Origin of the sequence: Mesorhizobium sp. C089B (genome assembly GCF_030323125.1) — a bacterium.
GTDB lineage: Bacteria > Pseudomonadota > Alphaproteobacteria > Rhizobiales > Rhizobiaceae > Mesorhizobium.
In genome coordinates this window covers 3,590,984-3,611,776 of sequence record NZ_CP100469.1, presented here as the reverse complement: position 1 = coordinate 3,611,776, position 20,793 = coordinate 3,590,984, and the positions used below count along the sequence as shown (strand labels likewise).

Sequence of the window (20,793 nt, the reverse complement as noted above, 5' to 3'; positions counted from 1 at the left end):
GCCCGGCACCTTGTTGCGCCGCTATTTGGAGTCGGCGGGCGGCGGCGACCCGTGACCCACATAATTCTCGATCGCCTGGGCATAATTGGCGGAACCGGCCTTGCGTTCTTTTTCGATGTAGCCGGCAAAATAGCTCCAGAACGACACCGCATAGTCGCGGAAATAGGCATCGGCGACATCGCGCGAACAGAGTTTGCCCTCAACACAGATGGAGAGACGATTGAGGAAATAGACGATGCGATCAAAATTGTCGTTGAAATCGGCGATCGGCATGGTGCCGCCGCCGGCAGTCATCGCCTCAATGCCAATGCGTTGCCGGAAGACCTGTTCCTCGGTCGGCGACGGCGTGGCGCTGAGCAGATTGTCGTATTTGGCGTTGAGCGACGAGAGGCGCTCCTTGAGCGCGCGCTGCGCCTGCTGAAAATCCTTGCTTTCCCAAAGCTCGACCAGCGACATCGTCTGCTCGACGCGCTTCTGTTCCTGGTTTGCGAGAAACTGGAAGACCGAGAAGGCCAGGGTGAAGATGATCGCCAGGCGCACGGCGAGACCCGACCAGGCGTAGATCAGCATGCGCCAGTCGCGGTCGGTGAAGGGGTTGGCTTCCTTCTTGATCTCGTGACTGCTCGGCCACGGAAAGCCTTCGGTGGTTTCGGGCAAGGTCGCCGGCTTCTTGGCCGGCGGAGGCGCCGATGTGGCCGGCGATTTCTGCGTTGCAGTGCCCCCCGGCTTTTTCATCCGCAGCTGTCCAGTTGGATGGTGGCGGTGGGGTCGAGCACGATGCCGGGTGTCTCCAGCTTCTTTTTCAGGCAATCGAGCTGCGTGCGCGAAATCATGAACTGCACGTCCGGTTCGGCAGCCGCCTTGCTGGGTGACGGCAAGGGCTCGACCACGCCGCGCGAGGCGCAGCTGGAGAGATCGACGACAACGGCCGTGCTGCCGGTCTTGGCGATCTGGTCGTACTGGTCGAGAAAGCAGGTGGCGAGCTCGGAATTGGTGACGATCTGCTTGGCGCACAGGCCGCAATTCTCGTCCGCCGAGGCGCTGGCAACCAGCAACAGGCTGCCGGCAAGGCCGACCGTCGCTGCACGCCAGGAGAGCACGGGGATAGTCACTGATGTCCTCATCTGTTGCATCCAGCCGCGGCGCATAGAAGTGTCGCGAGCCGGGAATGTTCCTATATCACGCCGGCAAGAGCCGGCGAAGCGATGTCAGGTCAGGCGCGGGGCACCGTCTCCATCGGGAAGATCATCACCGCGCCTTTGGGACCGCTCTTGTCGGCAAGCCGCATCACGGAGCGCGTTGCCGGCGCCATGCCGATGTCGGCCAGCATGTCGGAAAAACCAGGCGTTCCCGATGCGGCACGCGTCACGGCGCGCACGCCTTCCTGGGCAAGAAAGCTCAGATCCTCTTTCTCGCTCTGCGGCGGCGCCTCGGTCAGCACGGCAATCATGCGCTCCATGCCGAAGCTGGTGTCGGTGAAGGCGAGCAGCCCTTCCTTCAGGCCCTGATCGGCCTGCTCGTTGATCGGCGCCAGCCGCTCGGCGACGATATGGGTGATCGAATAGTCGCTGCCGATGTAGAGCACGTTGATGTCGACGAACTCGTCGGACCCGTTCTTGGCCGCAATGTGTACCTGATCGCCCGGCGAAACGCGCGGCACCGTCGAGGATTCGATCGGCTCCAGCACATCGCTGTCCTGGCGCTTGATCAGGAACTGGACGCTGACCTCGTCCGGCCGGTAGTCGGACGCCGCGGCGAGCCGCGACAGGCCGGTGGCGCGGAAGATCGTGGTCAGGGTCTTGGCTGTGTTTTCCGCAAGCTTGTCGCGGCCATCCTGATCGATGACGATGCGTGGCGGCTTGCTGCCGTCCTTCAGGCTGATGTCGCCGGACGCCGGCAGGAACCACAGCGCCGGTTCGTCGCTGGCGTTGGCGGCAGCGCCGTCCATGGATTTTTCGCGCAGCACCGCAAGCCGCAGATCGGCGCTCTTGCCGGGCTCGACCAGCGCGATGTGGAAGCCGGACTTCGGCTTCGCCACCAATTCGTCCAGAACCGAATTGACCAGCTCGGTTTCTCTTTCGAGCCCTGCGGTCGGCGCCGGCTTTGCCACCAGCAGCTTGTAGTCGACCGCGAGTTCGGCAACGCGCGCATAGGCGCCGGCGGGCACCGCCGTCGGCGCAAGCGCCGGCTTGCCGTCGAATTCGACCGGTGCGAGCTGGCTTTCGAGGTTTTTTGCCGATTTCACTTCGAGATAGCCGACGGCGTCGGAGAGCTTCAACAGCGCCGAAGGCAAAATGGCGAGCTTGCTGCCGGGGGTCAGACCCTGCAGCAGCCCGGCGCCGATCGCGACATCGCCGTCCTTGACGGCAATCGGCCATTGCATGACGGCGTCGGTTTTGTCGGTGCCGAACACGCGGGCGTCCAGTTCGCCCTCGAACAGGGGCGTCGGCCTTGTGCGGCCGTCGGCCGAATATTGCTGCAGCACGGCCTGGCCGAGCTGGCGATAGGTGACGTTGGGGTTCTCGGCCAATTTCGACAGGATGGTGAAGGTGAACAGGCCGAAGCGCGGCGCGTCGGGCGTGCCCTTGGGCAGCGGCATTTCCGGTGTCGTCTCGACCGTTTGCGCGGCATAGAAGGCGACCAGCTTGCCCCTGGCGATCGGCTCTGCGCCGGTCGGCGTCAGGTTGAAGGCCGGCTTGCGGCCGCCATTCTCGTCGAAACCGCGCGATGCGCTTGCCGAGATGTCGTCATAGGCCTTCACCGCCGCTGCTCTCGCCGCGTCGTCGCCGCCGACGAGGTCGGCGAACTCGACCTTGCGCTCCAGTTCGTCATCGACTTCCGCGGCGCGCGTCGCGGTGCCGGAATGGCAGCAGTCGAACACCACCCAGACAAAGGCGCCCTTGTCGCGGATGGCGTCGAGTGCGGCGCCGACCTCGTTGTCGACCAGCGCGTTCGGCACGCCCTCTTCGCGGTTGATCCATTTGTCGATATCGGACGGCAGGAAAATCTCGTCGAGGCCGTCGGTCTCGTCGCCGGCCTTGGCCTGCGGCTGCTGGGCGCCGTGGCCCGACAGATGCAGATAGACGAAATCGTCGCGTTGCACCTTGCCGGCGAGGTCGGCAAGGGCGGCCTTGATCGCCGCATGCGTCGGCGGGCCGTTGGCGCCTTCGACGTCCTTGGCGAGCAGGATCACGTTCTCGGCCGAGAACTTCACCGGATCGGGCGTGTTCTTCAGGAGATAGTCGCGCACCAGGCCGGCATCGTTCTTCGGCCCGATCAGCCAGTTCTTCTGCGGCAGGTTCGGATAGTCGGTGCAGGCAACCAGCAGCGCGTGATAGGTGCGCGAGGCGGCGAGAGCGCGGAACGAAACCGTACCGGCAGCCACAAGCGCCGACGTGCCGACGAGCAGCGTCCGTCGTGTCAGTTTGATCATAATTGCTTCCCCAAGCCCGATCGAATTTGCAAGTGCGGCACCTTTCGTCGCGAATTTTGTCAGTATTTTGAATGTGGTCGGTGCCGTCAATCGGCGGTGGTGGTCATGGTGTCGATGGCGATAACGGAAACAGTGGCAAAAAGCCTGCTTCATCGCTATCTCAAGGGGATTGAGACCGTCGCATGGCAGAAATGATTTGCGAGCGGCGCTGGATCAAACAGATAGAACATGATGTCGTCCGAGAACCGCTTCACACTTTTCGGCATCATGCTCTAAACGATCGGAAAACGGGATCATGGCGGCAAGGGATGTGCTGACGAAGAATCAGCTGAGCGTGCTCGAGAAGCTCGAGGCCGCCAGTGGACCGCTCAGCGCCTATACGCTTCTCGACCAGCTGCGCGAGCGCGGTTTCCGCGCGCCGCTGCAGGTCTATAGGGCGCTCGACAGCCTGGTGAAGTCAGGCTTCGTGCACCGGCTGGAAAGCCTCAACTCCTTCGTCGCCTGCGCCGAACCGCACGACCATACGCATTCGATGACAGCCTTCGCTATCTGCGACACATGCGGGCAGGTGATGGAGATGTCCGACCATGACGTCGGCCACCGGCTGGACGAATGGGTGCGCTCGACCGGGTTTGCTGCGAAGAAGGCGGTCATCGAGTTTCGGGGGACGTGTGCCAAGTGCCTGGCTGAAGCGGCTTAGCTTGCTTCCTACTTGAGCCGAGGCGGTGCGCTATTCTCGAATTCGTTCAAGAATGTCTCATAGACGACGTACCGCGTAGGCCCAGGTGTTAGCTGCTCCATAAGCAGGGGTTTCACCTCGTCGAGCCAAGATAATTTGCCAAGGCCAGACCCGATTTTTGGCAAGGCGATGGATTCTACCCGGTTTTTGTCGGCCCATTTCACAAGCCCGCGAACTGCTTTCCGTAAAAAGGGAAGCGTGGCGTGATACATATCTGGCTGGGTTGCCAGATAAATGAAGCCCGGCTGATTGCCGTCTGGCTCCAATGTCCAGATATGACCCCCAATAAACCTGCCGGTCCGAGCATATTTCTTGAACGCAGCCTGCACATTCGGCCACTTTTTCGAAATCTTCAGCGCAAGTCCGGTGCCAAGGCCCTCTTGATTGCCCTCTGCCACGCCTTGAGCGATATAGCTTTCCTGGGCGGCCAGCAGGTCTCCGGTGACAAAGACAATCATCGCACCTTCAATGCGCCTCGTCCCAGTTGTTCGCTGCGCGGGCATCGACATGCAGCGGCACCGACATCGAGATGGCCGGCATCGGCGCGTTCTCCATCACCCTGCGCACCACGGGGATCGTCGCCTCGACTTCCGCTTCAACCGTCTCGAAGATCAATTCGTCATGCACCTGTAAGAGCATGCGGGCGGACAGGCCGGCCTTCTCCAGCGCCTCGTCCATATGCACCATGGCGCGACGGATAATGTCGGCGGCGGTGCCTTGCAGCCTGGCGTTGATCGAGGCGCGCTCGTTGAAGGCGCGGATCGACGGGTTTGACGACCGGATCTCAGGATAGTGGATGCGGCGGCCGAAGATGGTTTCGACGAAGCCATGTTCGCGCGCATAGGCCTTTGTTGCCTCGATATAGTCGCGGATGCCGGGGAAACGCTCGAAGTACTTCTTGATGTAGGCGCCGGCCTCCTCGCGCGGGATCGACAGCTGGTTGGCGAGCCCAAAGGCCGAGATGCCGTAGATGATGCCGAAATTGATCGCCTTGGCGCGGCGGCGCACTTCGGACGGCATGCCTTCGACCGGCACGTTGAACATTTCCGAGGCGGTGATGGCGTGGATGTCGGCGCCATCGGCGAAGGCCTGCTTCAACTGCGGGATTTCGGCGACGTGGGCAAGCACGCGCAATTCGATCTGGCTGTAGTCGGCCGAGACCAGTTTCTGGCCCTTGTCGGCGATGAAGGCCGTCCTGATCTTGCGTCCCTCCGCGGTGCGCACCGGGATGTTCTGCAGATTGGGGTCGGAGGAAGACAGCCGGCCCGTGGTCGTCGCGGCCAGCGCATAGGAGGTGTGGACGCGCCTGGTGTCGGGATGGATGAAGCCCGGCAGCGCGTCGGTATAGGTCGATTTCAGCTTGGTCAGCTGGCGCCAGTCGACGATCTTGCGCGGCAGTTCGTGGCCTTCGGCGGCGAGGTCTTCCAGAAGCTGCGCGGAAGTCGACCATTGCCCGGTCTTGGTCTTGGAGCCGCCGGGCAGGCCCATGCGGCCGAACAGGATGTCGCCCAGCTGCTTTGGCGACCCGATGTTGATGCGCTCGCCGACAAGGCCGTAGATCTCCTCCTCCAGCCGTGCAGCGCCTTGTGCCAGCTCGCCGGAGAGCCGCGACAGGATCTGGCGGTCGACCGAGATGCCGCGCTGTTCCATCCGGGCCAACACCGGCACCAGCGGCCGCTCCAGCCGCTCATAGACCGAGACGAGGCCCTTGGCGGCAAGCCGCGGCTTCAGCACCTGCCACAGCCGCAGCGTCACGTCGGCATGGCCGGCGGCGTAGGTGGTCGCCCGGTCGATGTCGACCTGGTCGAAGCCGACCGAGCTTCTGCCGGAACCGGCGAGATCCTTGAGCGGCGTCGTGGCATGGCCGAGCCATTTGTCGGCAAGCGAGGACAAAGTGTGGTGGCCGGTGCCGGCGTCGAGCACATAGGAAATCAACATCGTGTCGTCGAAGGGTGCGATATCGATGCCGTGGCGGCTCATGACGACGATGTCGTATTTGGCGTCCTGGGCGATCTTGAGGACCGATTTGTCTTCCAGCAGCGGCTTCAGAAGCGCCAGCGCCTCGCGGACCGGAATCTGGTTCTCCAGCGTACCGCCACCGAGCAGGTCGCCGGCGCCGCTCTTGTGGGCGAGCGGCACATAGGCGGCGCGGCCGGGGCCGATCGCCAGAGAGAAACCGATGAGGTCGGCCAGCATCGGATCGGAAGACGTGGTTTCGGTGTCGAAGGCGACGATGCCGGTCTCCTTGGCCTGGGCCAGCCAGGTCTTGAGCGTCGCCGTGTCGCGGATGGCGACATAGGCGGCGGGATCGATTTTGGCCGCAGCGGCCGTTTCCAGGCGAAGTGCGGCAAGCAGCGAAGGGGCGTCGCCGGCCCTGGCGGTTTCGGTTTTGGCTTCATCCTGTGTTGCCGCAGGCGCCGCTATGCCGGAACCGACATCGGGGCCGTGCGCGGTGTCGGCGCGCTCGACGGTGACGGCGACAGCCTGCACATCGCCGGCTTCGGTGCTGGTCGCTTCAGCAACGCGCCGGGTCAGCGAGGTGAATTCCATGGTCTTGAGGAAGCCGATCAGCTTCGGCCCGTCCGGCGCGTGCAACACGAAATCGTCGAGCCCGTCGGTCACCGGCACGTCGTTCTTCAGCGTCACCAGCTGGCGCGATATGCGCGCCTTGTCGGCATTGGCGATGATGGATTCGCGCCTTTTTTCCTGCTTGATCTCGCTGGCCCTTGCGAGCAACCCGTCAAGGTCGCCGAACTGTTCCAGCAATTGCGCCGCCGTCTTCGGCCCGATGCCGGGTACGCCCGGCACATTGTCGACGGAGTCGCCGGTCAGCGCCTGCAGGTCGATCATCTTTTCCGGCGGCACGCCCCATTTCTCGATGACTTCGGGGATGCCGATCTGGCGGTCCTTCATCGGGTCGTACATGCCGACCGTGGGTCCGACCAGCTGCATCAGATCCTTGTCGGAGGAGATGATAGTGGTGTCGCCGCCGGCCTCGCACGCCAGCCTGGCATAAGTGGCGATGAGGTCGTCGGCCTCGTAGCCTTCGATCTCGATGCAAGGCAGGTTGAAGGCCACGGTTGCCTGGCGGATCAGACCGAATTGCGGGATCAGGTCTTCGGGCGGTGCGTTGCGGTTGGCCTTGTATTCCGGGTAGAGATCATTGCGGAAGGTTTTCGACGAATAATCGAAAATGACCGCTAAATGCGTCGGTACAATTCCTACATCGGTGTTGCGGGCATCCTGCATCAGCTTCCACAGCATGTTGCAGAAGCCGGAGACCGCGCCGACCGGTAGCCCATCGGATTTGCGGGTTAGCGGCGGCAGCGCATGATAGGCGCGAAAGATGTAACCGGAGCCGTCGATAAGGAAGAGATGGTCGCCTTTTTTCATGCCGGCAGGGATAGCGCGGCAGGACGGCGCGGTCCATGGCAAAGGCGGGCTTCCAACAGGTGTTGCGGCGACATGCTGACAGAGCCTGCCTGCCAATAGGCCCTGCTGCTGTTTGCCTCGGCGCTCACGGCTATGTTACAAAAGTGTAATTTTTGTGCCCTTGAAACGCCACGATCCGAGACACAAATAAAGGTCATCGGCAGTTTTCGCCGAGTCCGGAGCAAGGCCCGTCCCCCGCCTATCCCGGACAATTGCGGCAGCCTATCCCCCCTCTCCGGGCTGCCGCATCGTTTCGAGTAAAAGACCGCCGTGGTTCCCCTCCACCACGGCGGTTCTTTTTTGCCTTCTGACAAGTGTTTACGGTCCGTGGTCCAACGATCGCGGGCTTTTCGTTTTGATGCGCTGCCTTTACGGTTCGGCCACCGAAAAGAAAGGCCCGCAAGACATGTCCACAATCACCCCCGTCCTCGACCGTCTCGACAAAAATCTCGACCAGAGCCTGGAGCGCCTGTTCGGCCTGCTCCGCATCAAGTCGATCTCGACCGATCCCGACTATGCTGCCGACTGCCGCAAGGCCGCCGAATGGCTGGTGGCGGACCTCAAGCTGATCGGCTTCGACGCTTCGGTGCGCGACACGCCGGGACACCCGATGGTGGTTGCGCACCATGAAGGCCCCGCCGGTTCGCCGCATGTGCTGTTTTACGGCCATTACGACGTGCAGCCGGTCGATCCGATCGAGCTTTGGGAGAACGACCCGTTTGCGCCGGCGGTCAAGGAGATCGAGCCCGGTCACAAGGTAATCACCGGCCGTGGCTCGGCCGACGACAAGGGGCAGCTGATGACCTTCGTCGAGGCCTGCCGCGCCTGGAAGCAGGTGCATGGCAATCTGCCCTGCCGCATCACCATCCTGTTCGAGGGCGAGGAGGAGTCCGGTTCGCCGTCGCTGAAGCCGTTCCTCGAGGCCAATGCCGATGAGCTGAAGGCCGATTTCGCGCTGGTCTGCGACACCGGCATGTGGGACCGCGAGACGCCGTCGATCTGCGTTTCGCTGCGCGGAATGGTCGGCGAGGAGGTCACCGTCAAGGCCGCCGATCGCGACCTGCATTCGGGCCTCTATGGCGGCGCCGCCGCCAACCCGATTCGCATCCTGGCGAAAATCCTCGCTGACATCCATGACGAGAACGGCCACATCACCATTCCCGGCTTCTATGACGGGGTCGAGGAGACGCCGTCGCAGATCCTGAAATCCTGGGAGACATTGGGCGAGACAGCCGAGACCTTCCTCGGACCGATCGGCCTCTCGATCCCGTCGGGCGAAAAAGGCCGCTCGGTGATGGAACTGACCTGGGCGCGGCCGACGGCCGAGTTCAACGGCATCATCGGCGGCTATACCGGCAAGGGGTTCAAGACGGTGATCGCCGCGGAAGCATCATCGAAAATCTCCTTCCGTCTTGTCCACAAGCAGGACCCCGAGAAGATCCGCGCCGCGTTCCGGGAATTCGTCGAGGCGCGCATTCCCAGGGACTGTTCGGTCGAATTCCACCCGCATGGCGGCGGGCCGGCAATTCAGCTTTCCTACGACTCGCCATTCCTGGCCAAGGCCAAGACTGCGCTGTCGGATGAATGGCCGAAGCCAGCGGTGACGACGGGCAGCGGAGGCTCGATACCGGTGGTCGGCGACTTCCAGACCTATCTCGGCATGGAATCGCTGCTGGTCGGGTTCGGCCTCGACGACGACCGCATCCACTCGCCCAACGAGAAATACGAGCTGACCTCCTTCCACAAGGGCCAGCGCTCGTGGGCGCGCATTCTCGATGCGCTGACGCGCTGAGGAGGCTGGGAAGTTTTCTTGTTGATTTTTCAGCGGATCGCGGCGAGGACGAGTTACGCCGCGATCCGGAGACAACCATGGCCGACATCCGCTTCCACAAGAACGATCTGCCCGACCTCGCCCACTACAATGTCGACGCGGTGGCCATCGATACCGAGACGCTGGGGTTGAACCCGCACCGCGACCGGCTGTGCGTGGTGCAGATCTCGCCCGGCGATGGCTCGGCCGACGTGATCCAGATCGCGCCCGGCCAGAAGAAAGCGCCGAACCTCGTCAGCCTGCTCCGCAACCGCGGCATATCGAAACTGTTCCACTACGGCCGTTTCGACCTCGCCGTGCTCTACAACGCCTTCGGCGTCATGCCGGAGCCGGTGTTCTGCACCAAGATCGCCTCGCGGCTGACCCGCACTTATACCGACCGGCACGGCTTGAAGGACATCTGCTTCGAACTGCTTGGCGTCGGCCTGTCGAAGGCGCAGCAATCGTCGGACTGGGCGGCCGAGACCCTGTCGCCCGAACAGCTCGAATATGCCGCTTCCGACGTTCTCTATCTGCACCGTCTGCGGGAGGTGCTGGCTGGACGCCTGGCGCGGGACGGGCGCACCAAGGAAGCCGACGCCTGCTTCCGCTTCCTGCCGACGCGTGCCAAGCTCGATTTGATGGGTTGGGACGAAGAGGATATTTTTGCCCACAGCTGATGGCCTTCGGATAACGCTTCCGGCAGCCTTGCAACCAGACACGCGTCGTGGCGTTCTGTCGACTCAATGAGGGGGATGACGTGGCAGACCGCAAACCGATAGCGACCGCCCCGACGGATGGATCCAAGGTCACTGTTCTGTGGAAGGACGGCGCCGGCGTCGTCAGCGAATCCGTCGGGCAATATCGCGACGGCGCCTGGTGGGTCTACACCGACAGCGATACCCAGAAAAAGGTCGACCCGACCAGCTGGCGGCCAGTCTCCAGCGACGATGACGACGATCAATGAGCGCCGCTGGCGGGTGCAACTGCTTTCGCATAGCCTGAAGTCGTTGATATCGAGGCCGATTCGGGGCCTTCCGCTCCGTAGCCTCTCTTCCTGGAGGAACGCGTCATGGGCATCGAAAGCCTTCTCATCTTCATCATAATCGGCGCCATTGCCGGCTGGCTCGCCGGCCTCATCGTCTCGGGCTTCGGCTTCGGCCTCATCGGCAACATCATCGTCGGCATTATCGGCGCCCTGATCGCCGGCTGGCTATTTCCAAGGCTCGGTTTCGCTATCGGCGGCGGCATTCTGGCTGCCATCATCAACGCCACGATCGGCGCCGTCATCCTGCTGGTGCTGGTCAAGGTTCTGAAGCGAGCTTGACGCTCTAAGTTCATTCAACGCAATTCCTCAGGAGAAAGCCTGTGCTTTCCTGGAATTGCTGCCAAAGGAGCGCGCCGTGAAACAGAACACTCTCTATCTCCTTGTCGGCGCGCTCGTTGTCGTGGTCATCGCGCTCGGTGCATATGTCTATCACGAACAGACCAAGCCCAAGGGCGTCGAACTGAAGATCGACGACAAGGGCATTTCGATCCAGCAGAATTGAAATATTCGGGGTAGCCAGGGCCTCTGCCTTTTGCGGCAGACAGGCCGCGAGGATGCGGCTTTCGGACCCAGTTGGCGGCAGCGGATTTTAGAAATTCTTAAGGAATTTCAGAAGGGTGCATAAACCCTGCTTTAACGCGCCCTTAAACCGCCGCATCTACCCTCCAACCCGAGCGCCATTGACACCGGGAAGACAGCGCAACGCATGGCGAACCGCAGAGACAGTCGCATCGAACCCAGCTTCGAGGGATCGCCAAAGGCGAAATCCGCGGCCGGTTTTTCGGTGAACGAGGAGGATCGGGTCGTGCCGGCCAATCGCAAATCATCTTCGGCGCGCAAAACCTCCAAGGCAAAATCATCGTCACGCGGCAAGCGCGGCAAACCGCGGCGCGGGCTGTTCGGCGTGATGGCGCGGATGTTCTACTGGTGCTTCGTGCTCTGCATCTGGGGCGGCATCGCCGTGGCCGGCATCGTCGTCTATTACGGCGCCAAGATGCCGGCGGCCACCACCTGGTCGATCCCCGACCGCGCGCCCAACATCAAGATCGTCTCGGTCGACGGGCAACTGCTTGCCAACCGCGGCATGAGCGGCGGGGAGGCGGTCGGCCTGCACGAAATGTCGCCCTACATTCCGGAAGCCGTCATCGCCATCGAGGATCGCCGCTTTTATTCGCATTTCGGCATCGACCCGATCGGCCTATCGCGCGCCATGGTGACCAACGTTCTGGGCCGGCGTTTCTCGCAGGGCGGCTCGACGCTGACCCAGCAGCTGGCCAAGAACCTGTTCCTGAAGCCCGACCGCACGCTGGAGCGCAAGGTGCAGGAAGTGCTGCTGTCGCTCTGGCTGGAGCACAAGCATACCAAGGACCAGATCCTCGAAATGTACCTCAACCGGGTTTATTTCGGCTCCGGCGCCTATGGCGTCGAGGCGGCCTCGCGTCGCTATTTCGGCAAGAGCGCGCGCGATGTCACTCTGTCGGAGGCGGCCCTTCTCGCCGGCCTCTTGAAGGCGCCGTCGCGACTGTCGCCGGCGCGGGATCCGAAGGCGGCGGAGGAGCGCTCGCAACTGGTGCTGGCCGCCATGCGCGACGAAGGCAAGATCAGCGCCAAGGAACTGGCCTCGGCGATGAGCGCGCCGGCAACGCGCGCGCCATCCTATTGGACCGGCTCGGAAAACTATGTCGCCGACACCATCATGGAAGAATTGCCCGATTTGATTGGTGACGTGCGCAGCGACATCGTCGTCGACACCACCGTCGACCTCAACCTGCAGAAGCTCGCCGAACAGTCGATCCGCCGGCTGATCGACGAGAGCGGCAAGAAGCTCAATGTCAGCCAAGGCGCGCTGGTCTCGATCGACAATTCCGGCGCCGTGCGCGCCATGGTCGGCGGCTACGACTATTCGACCAGCCAGTTCGACCGCGCCTCCGAAGCACGCCGCCAGCCGGGCTCGGCGTTCAAGCCGTTCGTCTATATGGCCGCGCTGGAAGCCGGCCGCACGCCCGACAGCGTGCGCAACGACGCACCGATCAAGATCGGCAAATGGACACCGGACAATTACGGCGGCAAATATTTCGGCAAGGTGACGTTGGCGACCGCGCTGGCGAAATCGCTGAATTCTGTCGCGGCACAGCTGACCATGGAGGTCGGCCCCGACGCGGTGGTCGAGGCGGCGCACCGCATGGGCATCCAGTCCGATCTGATCGCCAACACCTCGATCGCGCTCGGCACTTCGGAAGTGACGCCGCTGGAGCTGACATCGGCCTATGTGCCGTTCGCCAATGGCGGCTACAAGCCCGACATCCATTTCATCCGCCGCATCACCACGACCGAAGGCAAGGTGCTCTATGACGACAATGGCGGCAGCGCGCCGCGCGTCGTCAAGCAGAACATTGTCGGCATGATGAACTCGATGATGACTGGCACGGTCGAGATCGGCACGGCGAAGAAGGCGGCCTTCGCCTGGCCGTCTGCCGGCAAGACCGGAACCAGCCAGAATTCGCGCGACGCCTGGTTCGTCGGTTACACCGCAAACCTCACCACCGGCGTATGGTTCGGCAATGATGACGGCACGCCGATGAAGAAGGTCACCGGTGGCGCGTTGCCGGCACAGGCCTGGCACGAATTCATGGTGGCGGCGCATGAAGGCGTGCCGGTCAGGCCGCTGCCCGGGACCTGGAAATCGACGCCTCCAGATACCATCGTGCCCGACGATATTCCGTCAGTCGATAACAATCAGGCAGCGCCGTTGCCTGCCGTGGCCGTCAGCCGTTCTGAGCCTGCTGCCGCGCCGGCACCTGCTGCTGTACCCGCACAAGCACCGGTCCGCCGTCCGGCCGAAACCGTCGATGCCGACGGTTTCGACATGCCGGGCGACGGCGGCACCACGGCCTCGATCAAGCATCCGGTACCGCCGGGCAGCGTCGGCGGCCCGACCAAGAAGCGGAAAACCTCAATCCTGGATATTCTCGGCGGCGGCTGAGCGGCTCGTCATTCTAGCTTCGAATCAAATGCGAGCTGGCAATCCGTTCCTCATATGAGAGCTGCGGTGACAATTCGGCCTCTCGCCACCTTCGCGGCATTCGGCTACATCTCCGGCCGGAGTGACAGACATGGCTGAGACCGACATCAGAAAAACCATCGTGCTGACCGGAGCCAGCCGCGGCATCGGCCATGCCACGGTCAAGCGCTTTTCGCGTGAGGGCTGGCGGGTCATCACCTGTTCGCGCCAGGCTTTTGCCGAGGATTGCCCGTGGCCGGCCGGCCCGGAGGACCACATCAAGGTCGATCTCGCCGACCAGGAGGATGTCGGCATCGCCGTCTCGGAGATCCGTCACCGGCTGGAAGCGCATGGCGGGCAATTACACGCGCTGGTCAACAATGCCGGCATTTCGCCGAAGCTCAAGGACGGCAACAGCCGCATGGATTCGATCGACACGCCGATGCATGTCTGGCGCGATGTGTTCCAGGTAAATTTCTTCGCGCCGATCATGCTCGCGCGTGGTCTCTTCAAGGAGCTTGCGGCAGCAAAAGGTTCGATCGTCAACGTCACCTCGATCGCCGGCACGCGCGTGCATCCTTTCGCCGGCACCGCCTATGCGACCTCGAAGGCGGCACTCGGCTCGCTGACGCGCGAGATGGCGCATGATTTCGGCCCGCACGGCATCCGCGTCAATGCGATTGCGCCGGGCGAGATCGACACCGCGATCCTGTCGCCTGGCACCGACAAGATCGTCGAGACGATCCCACTCAGGCGCCTTGGCGCCACCTCGGAAGTCGCCGACATCATCTTCTTCCTGTGCTCGCAGCAGGCGTCCTATGTGACGGGCTCGGAAATCCACATCAATGGCGGCCAGCACGTCTGAGCGCTGACAGACTGCTCATTCGGCGATGGTGAGAACAGCCTTGCCGCTGAAGCTGCGCTGTCGCAGGGCGTCCAGAGCCTGGGCGATGTCTGTCCACGGCACGGTCATGGACACGCGGGTTTCCAGCCGGCCAGCCGCGACCAGAGCGCGCAGCGAGGCGATGTCCGCGCCAATGGCTGGACCGGATGTGTAGTAGGCGAAAGTCTGAAGCCTCGCTCCCTCATGGCCTGGAACGAATTGTCTGAAACCAACCGGCGTGAGTTCGCCGCTGCTCGAACCGAACATGACGATGGTGCCGCCGGGGGCGACGCGTTCGATGGCATGGGCGAGGCTTTGGCCGCCGACCGACTCGGTGATCAGAGAGAATGGCCCTTCGGCCAGTTCGATCGACTCGACGACTTCGTGAGCACCAAGACCGCGGAGATCCTCGGCGTGCCGGGCGGCGGCGATTGCAGTCACCGCGGCGCCTTGCTCGCGGGCGATCTGGATCTGGAAACCGCCGACCGCGCCGCTGGCGCCGGTGATCAACACCTGCTGTCCCGCGAGGTCGCCGCCATGGCGCAAGACCCTGAGCGCCGTCGTGCCCGCGACCGGAAGCGTGGCGGCGGACCCGAAGCTGACCTCGTCCGGGATGACTGCGAGACGGTCGGTCGGAACGGCGACCCGTTCGGCCCAGCCGGCCTCGTCCACCAAAGCCACAACCCGGGCGCCGACGGCAGGCCCGGAGCCATCGGCTGCCGCCCGCTTGATTACTCCAACCACGTCCTGGCCAGGTATCCAGCCTTCCGGGCGTATGGTGAGCAGGCGCAATTCACCGCGGTTCAACGAGGTTGCGTGGACGCAGACAAGCGCCTCGTTGGGAAGGGGCCGAGGGTCCTCGACCTCGGCGAGACTGATCCGGGTGATGCTCTCGGGAGAGATGACAAGCGCGCGCATGGGAAGCCTTCCTGCCGGTTTGTGACATGCCAGCCACGAACCAGAGTCTAGCGACTCCCCGCATCAAAGAATTTAGCTATCACGGCGAATAGTCGCTAAAAGCCATCAATCATGAGACAGCCGCTCCGCTACCCCTGGGTCAATTTCGATGTCGATGATGTGCAGGCACCTGCGATTGCCGTGCGCGTCGACGTTACCGAAACCAAAGCGGAAGTGGCTGCCCATTGGCATCGGAAGGGCCAGCTCGTCTTCGCGCTCGGCGGTGGCGTCACCTGCCGCGTCCAAAGCGGTCTGTGGATGGTGCCGCCGCATTGCGGGGTGTGGATTCCCGGTGGCATGGGACACAGCAATATCGCCACCGCCAATGCGCGGATTTTCTTCGTCTATATCGAGCCGGGAGCCGCCGATCTGCCGGACCGCTGCTGCACGCTGTCGATCTCGCCATTGTTGCGCGAACTGATCATCGAGCTGGCCGATCGCGTGGAGGAGGATGAGGCGAGGGACGTGCTGCTGACCACGATCCTGCTCTCCGAACTGCCGCGCATGCCGGTCCAGCAGCTGCATCTGCCGATCTCCGCCGAGCCGCGCTTGCGGCGGATCGCCGAAGCGTTGGCGCAGAACCCTGCCGATCGCAGCACGCTTGCCGAGTGGGCCAACCGTGTTGCGCTCTCAGAAAGCAGCCTCGCCCGTCTCATCGTGAAGCAGACCGGCCTGAGCTTCGGCCGCTGGCGCCAGCAATTCCACCTGATCGTCGCCATACGGGAGCTGGCCTCCGGTGCGAGTGTCCAGCAGGTTTCGGGCGATCTCGGTTACGGCTCCGTCACCGCCTTCATCACAATGTTCAAGAAGGCGCTTGGCAAGCCGCCGGCAAAATATCTCGCCAGCGTCGCGCGAAATGGCGGCTCCGCCTTCGTGGCGTGATGGGATCGGCGGTACAAGCCTCAGGCCGGAGAGGGTTCAATGGCTTCGTGGCGCGGCATTGGCTTTGGCCCCAGCACTTCTTCGACAATGCCGCGGGCGATTTCGCGTTCACCCATGATGACGGTGTCGGCGCCGAGCCCCTTCAGGTGCTCGACCTCGGCATCGGAATGGGCTCGCGCGATGACGTTGATGCCGGGGTTGGCGGCGCGTGCCCTGAGTACGATCTGCCCGGCCTCGAAGGCGTTGGGTATGGCAAGGATCAATCGCCTGGCGCCCTGCGGATTCGCGGCGGCGAATACACCTGCATTGGCCGCGTTGCCGGAGACGATTTCGGCGCCGTCGTCTCTCAGCCTCGCCAGCGTCTTGTCGGCGTCCTCGATGACCAGGAAGGGCAGCGATGCCTGTTTCAGCGCCGCACCTACCAGGCTGCCGACGCGGCCGTAGCCGATCAGGATGGTGTGGCCCGAAAGCGTTGTGCGTGGCGGTGGGCCATTCTCTTTTGCCGCGGCGGCCACCGAGGCCACTTGTCCGGGCTGCGTCGCCGGGCCGACCGGCTTGGCCTCTTCCGGTGGTGCTGCCTTGGCGGCGCGCGCGTCCAGCCACGGCTTCATCCAGTCGAGGGCAAGGAACATCAGCGGATTGACCAGGATCGACAGGATGGCGCCTGCCAGGATCAGGTCGCGTCCCTGTTCGGGCAACAGTTTCAGCCCGACGCCGAGCTCGGCCAGGATGAACGAAAACTCCCCGATCTGCGCGAGGCTGGCCGAGATCATCAAGGCGGTTCCCAGCGGATAGCGGAAGGCGATGACGATGACGAAGGCGGCCAGCGACTTGCCGATGACGATGATGGCCAGCGTCGCCAGGATCGGCCAGCCATTGCTCATCAGGCTGAACGGATCGAACAGCATGCCGACCGAGACGAAGAACAGCACCGAGAAGGCGTCGCGCAGCGGCAGTGATTCCTCCGCCGCGCGGTGGCTGAGCTCGGATTCGCTCATGATCATGCCGGCGAAGAAGGCACCGAGCGCCAGCGAGACGCCGAACAGTTTGGCGGCGCCGAAGGCGACGCCGAGCGCGATCGCCAGCACCGCCAGCCGGAACAGTTCGCGCGAGCCGGTATGGGCGACGTAATGCAGGATCCACGGAATGACGCGGCGGCCAACCACCAGCATGACGATGACGAAGGCGACGACCTTGGCCAGCGTGAGGCCGACGACGCCCCAGATGCCGAAGCTGGCCGGCAGCGACAAAAGGCTCGCATGGTCATCGACCTGCGGCTGGCCGCCGAGCACGCCGGCCAACGCCGGCAAAAGCACCAGCGCCAGCACCATGGCGAGGTCCTCGACGATCAGCCAGCCGACGGCGATGCGGCCGCGCTCGGTCTCGATCAGCCGTCGCTCCTGCAACGCGCGCAACAGCACCACTGTGGACGCGACGGAAAGCGCTAGGCCGAAGACGAGGCCTGCGCCCATCGACCAGCCGAGCATCCAGGCAAGGCCGGCGCCCAGCGCGGTGGCAAAGCCGATCTGGAAGATGGCGCCGGGTACGGCGATGGCGCGGACGGAGAGAAGATCCTTCAGGGAGAAATGCAGGCCGACGCCGAACATGAGCAGGATGACGCCGATTTCGGCCAACTCATTGGCAAGACTGGCATCGGCGACGAAACCCGGCGTGTTCGGTCCGACCAGCACGCCGGCGACGAGGTAGCCGACCAGCGGCGGGATGCGAAAACGGTTGGCGAGCGCCCCGAAGATGAATGCCAGCCCCAGACCGGCGACGATGGTGGCGATAAGGGGCGTGTCATGCGGCATTGTCTATGGAGCGCCTTTCGGGAAATGTCGGGTGTGCGCCGCCCGAAGCCGCCGCCTTTTTCAATATGGTGGAGGGGGTGCGGGCGACGCAACCCGCAAGACGTAAATTGGTGGCCAGAGGCACCGAAAACGAAAGGCACGCGCAGCAAAACCGCTGCGCGCGCCAATACCGAATGATCGATGAGCGTCACGCCGCGTGCAGCATGGCCTCGATGTCGATCAGCGGGCGGTTGGTCAGTGTCTTTGGGATCTCCGCCTGCACCTTGTCGGTGACTTCCTTGTGCAGTTTCTTGCGCATGGTGCCGAGCACCAGCGGTGGCGCGACCAGCACGATGTCGTCGAAGATGCCGTGATGGGCGAGCTTGTAGAGCCGGTCTGCGATCTCTTCGGCAAAGCGTTCCTTGCCCTGCCGGTGCCAGTCGGTTTCCTCAACCGCGCTGCGATGCACGGAGGGGCCGTCATTGTAGCGGCCGGGACTGTCGCTGCCTTGTTCGCGCGTTGCCGGATTGTCCTGTTTCATCTCCTGGAAGAGCTGCAGGTTCGGATAGAGATTGTCGCCCTCGTTCTTCAGGAACAGCGCTTTCTCGCCATCGGCCACCATGACCAAAAGGCCATGTTTCAGGTTGATCTTGCTCATTTGCGGGCTCCTGTTTGAAGGTTCAAATCCAGCCGACGATTGTCTGTTACGGCAGGGGCAGAACGCGTGGCGAAGCGGGAACGTTCCACTTCGTTCGCCGAGATCGCACGCAGCCATATCAAGCCCGATCTATCGTCCATCGGAGCAATGTCCGAGGTGACGGCTTTAATCTACTAGATTGGTAGAATTTAGAAAAAATAATTTTGCAGCTTGGCCGGCTCCCGGATAAAAGAGCCGCAGAACAAAGCCTGCGGCAGCAGCTTGAATCCGCCTGATATGCGGATGTGGAATATTTTTCTCTTGGCCCCTTGGCTTGCGGAAAACCGATTGCCTCCCGTCAGGGGATGCGCGAGTGGGTTCCTTCAGCTTTTTCGCGTCCGCGCCTAAAACTGCCGAATTGTTCCGGAATCTGTTCGTCATGCCGCACGCCAATCCCAAGCTCACCGCGTTCCCGGTCTTCATGCGGGTCGAAGGCGAAGCCGTGGCCATCGTCGGCGGCGGAGGCGAAGCATTGGCCAAGGCGCGGCTGCTCGATCAGTCAAGTGCTGTGCTTCGCATCATCGCCGATGTTGCCGACGCCGAATTGCTGAGCTTCATCGCCGCGACCGGCGCCATCCGTATCGACGCCCCCTACGACGCCGCGCATCTCGAAGGCGCGATCCTGGTGTTTGCCGCCAGCGGCGACGAGAGGCTCGACCGCCGCGTCGCCGACGATGCGCGCCGCCTTGGCATTCCGGTCAATGCCGTCGACCGGCCGGAGCTGTGCGATTTCTTCACCCCGGCGCTGGTCAACCGCGCCCCGGTCGCCATCGCCATCGGCACGGAAGGCGCGGGTCCGGTGCTGGCGCAGATGCTGCGCAGCCGCATCGACCGCATGCTGTCGCCGTCGCTCGGGCCGCTGGCAGCGCTTGCCGCCTCGTTCCGGGGTGCCGCCGAAAAGCTGCTGCCGAAAGGCAACGCCCGCCGCCAGTTCTGGAGCAGTTTTTTCCAGGGTGCACCGGCGCGCGCCGTCGAAGCCGGCGAGCTTTCGCAGGCGCATGACGCCGCCGCCGATCTGTTGCTGTCGAAGGCTCCGGCTTCGGGCCATATCGCCCTGGTCGGCGCCGGGCCAGGTGCTGAGGATCTTCTGACGCTGCGCGCGCATCGGCTTTTGATGGAAGCCGACGTCATCGTCTATGACGCGTTGGTGCCGGAGGCGATCGTCGCCATGGGCCGCCGCGACGCCGAGCGGCTGCCGGTCGGAAAACGCAAGGGATGCCACACCAAGAGCCAGGCCGAGATCAATGCGCTGCTGGTCGATCTCGGCAGGCAGGGCAAGCGCGTCGTGCGGCTGAAGTCGGGCGACCCGCTGGTGTTCGGCCGCGCCGGCGAGGAGATGGCCGCACTGCGCGATGCCGGCATCGCCTATGATGTCGTTCCCGGGGTCACCGCCGCCTTTGCCGCCGCCGCCGATTTCGAGCTGCCGCTGACGCTGCGCGGCGTCTCCTCGTCGATGGTGTTCACCACCGGCCATGATCTGAAGGGCAATTCGCTGCCGGATTGGGCCAAGCTCGCCATTTCCGGCGCCACCGTAGCCGTCTATATGGGCCGCTCGGTCGCCGCCGAAGTCGCCGGACGGCTGATCGAGGCCGGCCTGTCGCCGGACACGGCGGTTGCCGTGGTCGAGAATGCCAGCTTGCAGAACCGCCGCCGTTTCCACGGCACACTGGCCGATTTGCCGTCGCTGGAAGAGCGCGCCGATCTGGCCGGTCCGGTGATGACCATCATCGGCGACGCGGTTGCCGGCGCCAACTTTGAACGTTCCGAGCCGCTCGCGGCACATAACTATGAGGGCGCCGCCAACGCGGCCGACGCAGAGGTCGAGCCATGAAGATACTGACCGCAAACCGCCTCTCCGACGGCATCGCCGTCTGGTATGCCGATGGCGGCTGGGCCGAGACGGTCGACCATGCCGACCTTGCCCATGACCAAGCGGCAGAGGACAGGCTGGAAGCAATCGGCGCCAAGGCCAACGCCAACAATCAGGTTGTCGACGTGAATCTGATCGACGCTGAAGTCGTCAATGGCGTCGTCGTGCCGGTGCGGCTGCGCGAAAAGATCCGCGCCGCCGGCCCGACCATCCGGGAAGATCTGGGCAAGCAGGCTGCGCGGGCAGCTTAA

19 protein-coding genes are annotated in these 20,793 nt (G+C 63.4%); 11 read left to right on the top strand and 8 right to left on the bottom strand.

Going from position 1 to position 20,793, the window contains the following annotated elements; translation table 11 throughout:
* Positions 1–21 precede the first annotated feature (21 nt).
* The 3 genes from NLY44_RS17910 to NLY44_RS17900 form a co-directional block, all read right to left on the bottom strand.
* Entirely contained in the window at positions 22–735 is a 714-nt protein-coding gene (locus NLY44_RS17910) for a DUF4760 domain-containing protein (RefSeq protein ID WP_023804601.1), read from the bottom strand.
* Positions 732–1,124, bottom strand: coding sequence for a hypothetical protein (locus NLY44_RS17905; protein WP_031201314.1), 393 nt, complete (start codon positions 1,122–1,124; stop codon positions 732–734). The genes NLY44_RS17910 and NLY44_RS17905 overlap by 4 nt, the downstream gene beginning before the upstream one ends.
* A gap of 89 nt (positions 1,125–1,213) precedes the next feature.
* A complete protein-coding gene (locus NLY44_RS17900; RefSeq protein ID WP_023804603.1) occupies positions 1,214–3,433 on the bottom strand; it encodes a caspase family protein in 2,220 nt (739 codons plus the stop codon).
* 295 nt (positions 3,434–3,728) lie between these two features.
* On the opposite strand from NLY44_RS17900, the gene NLY44_RS17895 reads away from it, so the two are divergent.
* A complete protein-coding gene (locus NLY44_RS17895) occupies positions 3,729–4,133 on the top strand; it encodes a Fur family transcriptional regulator (protein WP_023686595.1) in 405 nt (134 codons plus the stop codon).
* A gap of 8 nt (positions 4,134–4,141) precedes the next feature.
* On the opposite strand, the gene NLY44_RS17890 is transcribed toward NLY44_RS17895, so the two are convergent.
* The gene (locus NLY44_RS17890) at positions 4,142–4,630 is read right to left on the bottom strand and encodes a macro domain-containing protein (protein WP_023804605.1); all 489 of its coding nucleotides are present in this window, start codon (positions 4,628–4,630) and stop codon (positions 4,142–4,144) included.
* Positions 4,631–4,637: 7 nt separating this feature from the next.
* Positions 4,638–7,565, bottom strand: coding sequence for a DNA polymerase I (gene polA, locus NLY44_RS17885; protein ID WP_023804606.1), 2,928 nt, complete (start codon positions 7,563–7,565; stop codon positions 4,638–4,640).
* Between the two features lie 445 nt (positions 7,566–8,010).
* Here polA and NLY44_RS17880 point away from each other — a divergent pair, with 445 nt between their 5' ends.
* The 7 genes from NLY44_RS17880 (at position 8,011) to NLY44_RS17850 (ending at position 14,328) form a co-directional block, all read left to right on the top strand.
* Positions 8,011–9,396 (top strand): M20/M25/M40 family metallo-hydrolase, encoded by a 1,386-nt coding sequence (locus tag NLY44_RS17880; protein WP_023804607.1) that lies wholly within the window; start codon positions 8,011–8,013, stop codon positions 9,394–9,396.
* A gap of 77 nt (positions 9,397–9,473) precedes the next feature.
* Entirely contained in the window at positions 9,474–10,094 is a 621-nt protein-coding gene (locus NLY44_RS17875; protein WP_031199652.1) for a ribonuclease D, read from the top strand.
* A gap of 80 nt (positions 10,095–10,174) precedes the next feature.
* Complete coding sequence (locus NLY44_RS17870) at positions 10,175–10,381, top strand: hypothetical protein (protein ID WP_023683046.1); 207 nt, start codon at positions 10,175–10,177, stop codon at positions 10,379–10,381.
* A gap of 105 nt (positions 10,382–10,486) precedes the next feature.
* Positions 10,487–10,741 carry a GlsB/YeaQ/YmgE family stress response membrane protein gene (locus NLY44_RS17865; protein ID WP_023704219.1) on the top strand — a complete coding sequence of 85 codons (255 nt, stop codon included), beginning with the start codon at positions 10,487–10,489 and terminating at the stop codon, positions 10,739–10,741.
* A gap of 76 nt (positions 10,742–10,817) precedes the next feature.
* Positions 10,818–10,964: a hypothetical protein gene (locus NLY44_RS17860; protein ID WP_023686592.1), complete on the top strand. Its 147-nt coding sequence runs from the start codon at positions 10,818–10,820 to the stop codon at positions 10,962–10,964.
* A gap of 204 nt (positions 10,965–11,168) precedes the next feature.
* Positions 11,169–13,445 carry a transglycosylase domain-containing protein gene (locus NLY44_RS17855; RefSeq protein WP_023804608.1) on the top strand — a complete coding sequence of 759 codons (2,277 nt, stop codon included), beginning with the start codon at positions 11,169–11,171 and terminating at the stop codon, positions 13,443–13,445.
* Between the two features lie 130 nt (positions 13,446–13,575).
* A complete protein-coding gene (locus tag NLY44_RS17850) occupies positions 13,576–14,328 on the top strand; it encodes an SDR family NAD(P)-dependent oxidoreductase (protein ID WP_023686590.1) in 753 nt (250 codons plus the stop codon).
* A gap of 15 nt (positions 14,329–14,343) precedes the next feature.
* Here the strand turns inward: NLY44_RS17850 and NLY44_RS17845 are convergent, their stop codons facing one another.
* Positions 14,344–15,264, bottom strand: coding sequence for a zinc-binding dehydrogenase (locus tag NLY44_RS17845; RefSeq protein ID WP_023804609.1), 921 nt, complete (start codon positions 15,262–15,264; stop codon positions 14,344–14,346).
* 111 nt (positions 15,265–15,375) lie between these two features.
* Here NLY44_RS17845 and NLY44_RS17840 point away from each other — a divergent pair, with 111 nt between their 5' ends.
* Positions 15,376–16,185 carry an AraC family transcriptional regulator gene (locus NLY44_RS17840; protein WP_023726451.1) on the top strand — a complete coding sequence of 270 codons (810 nt, stop codon included), beginning with the start codon at positions 15,376–15,378 and terminating at the stop codon, positions 16,183–16,185.
* A 20-nt stretch (positions 16,186–16,205) separates the two neighbouring features.
* Here NLY44_RS17840 and NLY44_RS17835 read toward each other — a convergent pair whose 3' ends face one another.
* A complete protein-coding gene (locus NLY44_RS17835; RefSeq protein ID WP_023726452.1) occupies positions 16,206–17,996 on the bottom strand; it encodes a cation:proton antiporter domain-containing protein in 1,791 nt (596 codons plus the stop codon).
* Between the two features lie 187 nt (positions 17,997–18,183).
* A complete protein-coding gene (locus NLY44_RS17830) occupies positions 18,184–18,633 on the bottom strand; it encodes a baeRF12 domain-containing protein (protein WP_023726453.1) in 450 nt (149 codons plus the stop codon).
* A gap of 418 nt (positions 18,634–19,051) precedes the next feature.
* Here NLY44_RS17830 and cysG point away from each other — a divergent pair, with 418 nt between their 5' ends.
* Positions 19,052–20,503 carry a siroheme synthase CysG gene (cysG, locus tag NLY44_RS17825; protein WP_023804610.1) on the top strand — a complete coding sequence of 484 codons (1,452 nt, stop codon included), beginning with the start codon at positions 19,052–19,054 and terminating at the stop codon, positions 20,501–20,503.
* Positions 20,500–20,793, top strand: coding sequence for a DUF2849 domain-containing protein (locus NLY44_RS17820; protein ID WP_023737532.1), 294 nt, complete (start codon positions 20,500–20,502; stop codon positions 20,791–20,793). Before cysG ends, NLY44_RS17820 begins: the two co-directional genes overlap by 4 nt.

Excerpts from the sequence above, each read along its gene's own strand:
- NLY44_RS17905 (WP_031201314.1), bottom strand. The coding sequence starts at position 1,124 with ATGAGGACATCAGTGACTATCCCCGTGCTCTCCTGGCGTGCAGCGACG.
- NLY44_RS17865 (WP_023704219.1), top strand. The coding sequence starts at position 10,487 with ATGGGCATCGAAAGCCTTCTCATCTTCATCATAATCGGCGCCATTGCC.
- NLY44_RS17880 (WP_023804607.1), top strand. The coding sequence starts at position 8,011 with ATGTCCACAATCACCCCCGTCCTCGACCGTCTCGACAAAAATCTCGAC.
- NLY44_RS17895 (WP_023686595.1), top strand. The coding sequence starts at position 3,729 with ATGGCGGCAAGGGATGTGCTGACGAAGAATCAGCTGAGCGTGCTCGAG.
- NLY44_RS17850 (WP_023686590.1), top strand. The coding sequence starts at position 13,576 with ATGGCTGAGACCGACATCAGAAAAACCATCGTGCTGACCGGAGCCAGC.
- cysG (WP_023804610.1), top strand. The coding sequence starts at position 19,052 with ATGCCGCACGCCAATCCCAAGCTCACCGCGTTCCCGGTCTTCATGCGG.
- NLY44_RS17830 (WP_023726453.1), bottom strand. The coding sequence starts at position 18,633 with ATGAGCAAGATCAACCTGAAACATGGCCTTTTGGTCATGGTGGCCGAT.
- NLY44_RS17890 (WP_023804605.1), bottom strand. The coding sequence starts at position 4,630 with ATGATTGTCTTTGTCACCGGAGACCTGCTGGCCGCCCAGGAAAGCTAT.
- NLY44_RS17840 (WP_023726451.1), top strand. The coding sequence starts at position 15,376 with ATGAGACAGCCGCTCCGCTACCCCTGGGTCAATTTCGATGTCGATGAT.
- NLY44_RS17900 (WP_023804603.1), bottom strand. The coding sequence starts at position 3,433 with ATGATCAAACTGACACGACGGACGCTGCTCGTCGGCACGTCGGCGCTT.
- NLY44_RS17910 (WP_023804601.1), bottom strand. The coding sequence starts at position 735 with ATGAAAAAGCCGGGGGGCACTGCAACGCAGAAATCGCCGGCCACATCG.
- NLY44_RS17820 (WP_023737532.1), top strand. The coding sequence starts at position 20,500 with ATGAAGATACTGACCGCAAACCGCCTCTCCGACGGCATCGCCGTCTGG.
- NLY44_RS17875 (WP_031199652.1), top strand. The coding sequence starts at position 9,474 with ATGGCCGACATCCGCTTCCACAAGAACGATCTGCCCGACCTCGCCCAC.
- NLY44_RS17855 (WP_023804608.1), top strand. The coding sequence starts at position 11,169 with ATGGCGAACCGCAGAGACAGTCGCATCGAACCCAGCTTCGAGGGATCG.
- NLY44_RS17845 (WP_023804609.1), bottom strand. The coding sequence starts at position 15,264 with ATGCGCGCGCTTGTCATCTCTCCCGAGAGCATCACCCGGATCAGTCTC.
- NLY44_RS17835 (WP_023726452.1), bottom strand. The coding sequence starts at position 17,996 with ATGCCGCATGACACGCCCCTTATCGCCACCATCGTCGCCGGTCTGGGG.
- polA (WP_023804606.1), bottom strand. The coding sequence starts at position 7,565 with ATGAAAAAAGGCGACCATCTCTTCCTTATCGACGGCTCCGGTTACATC.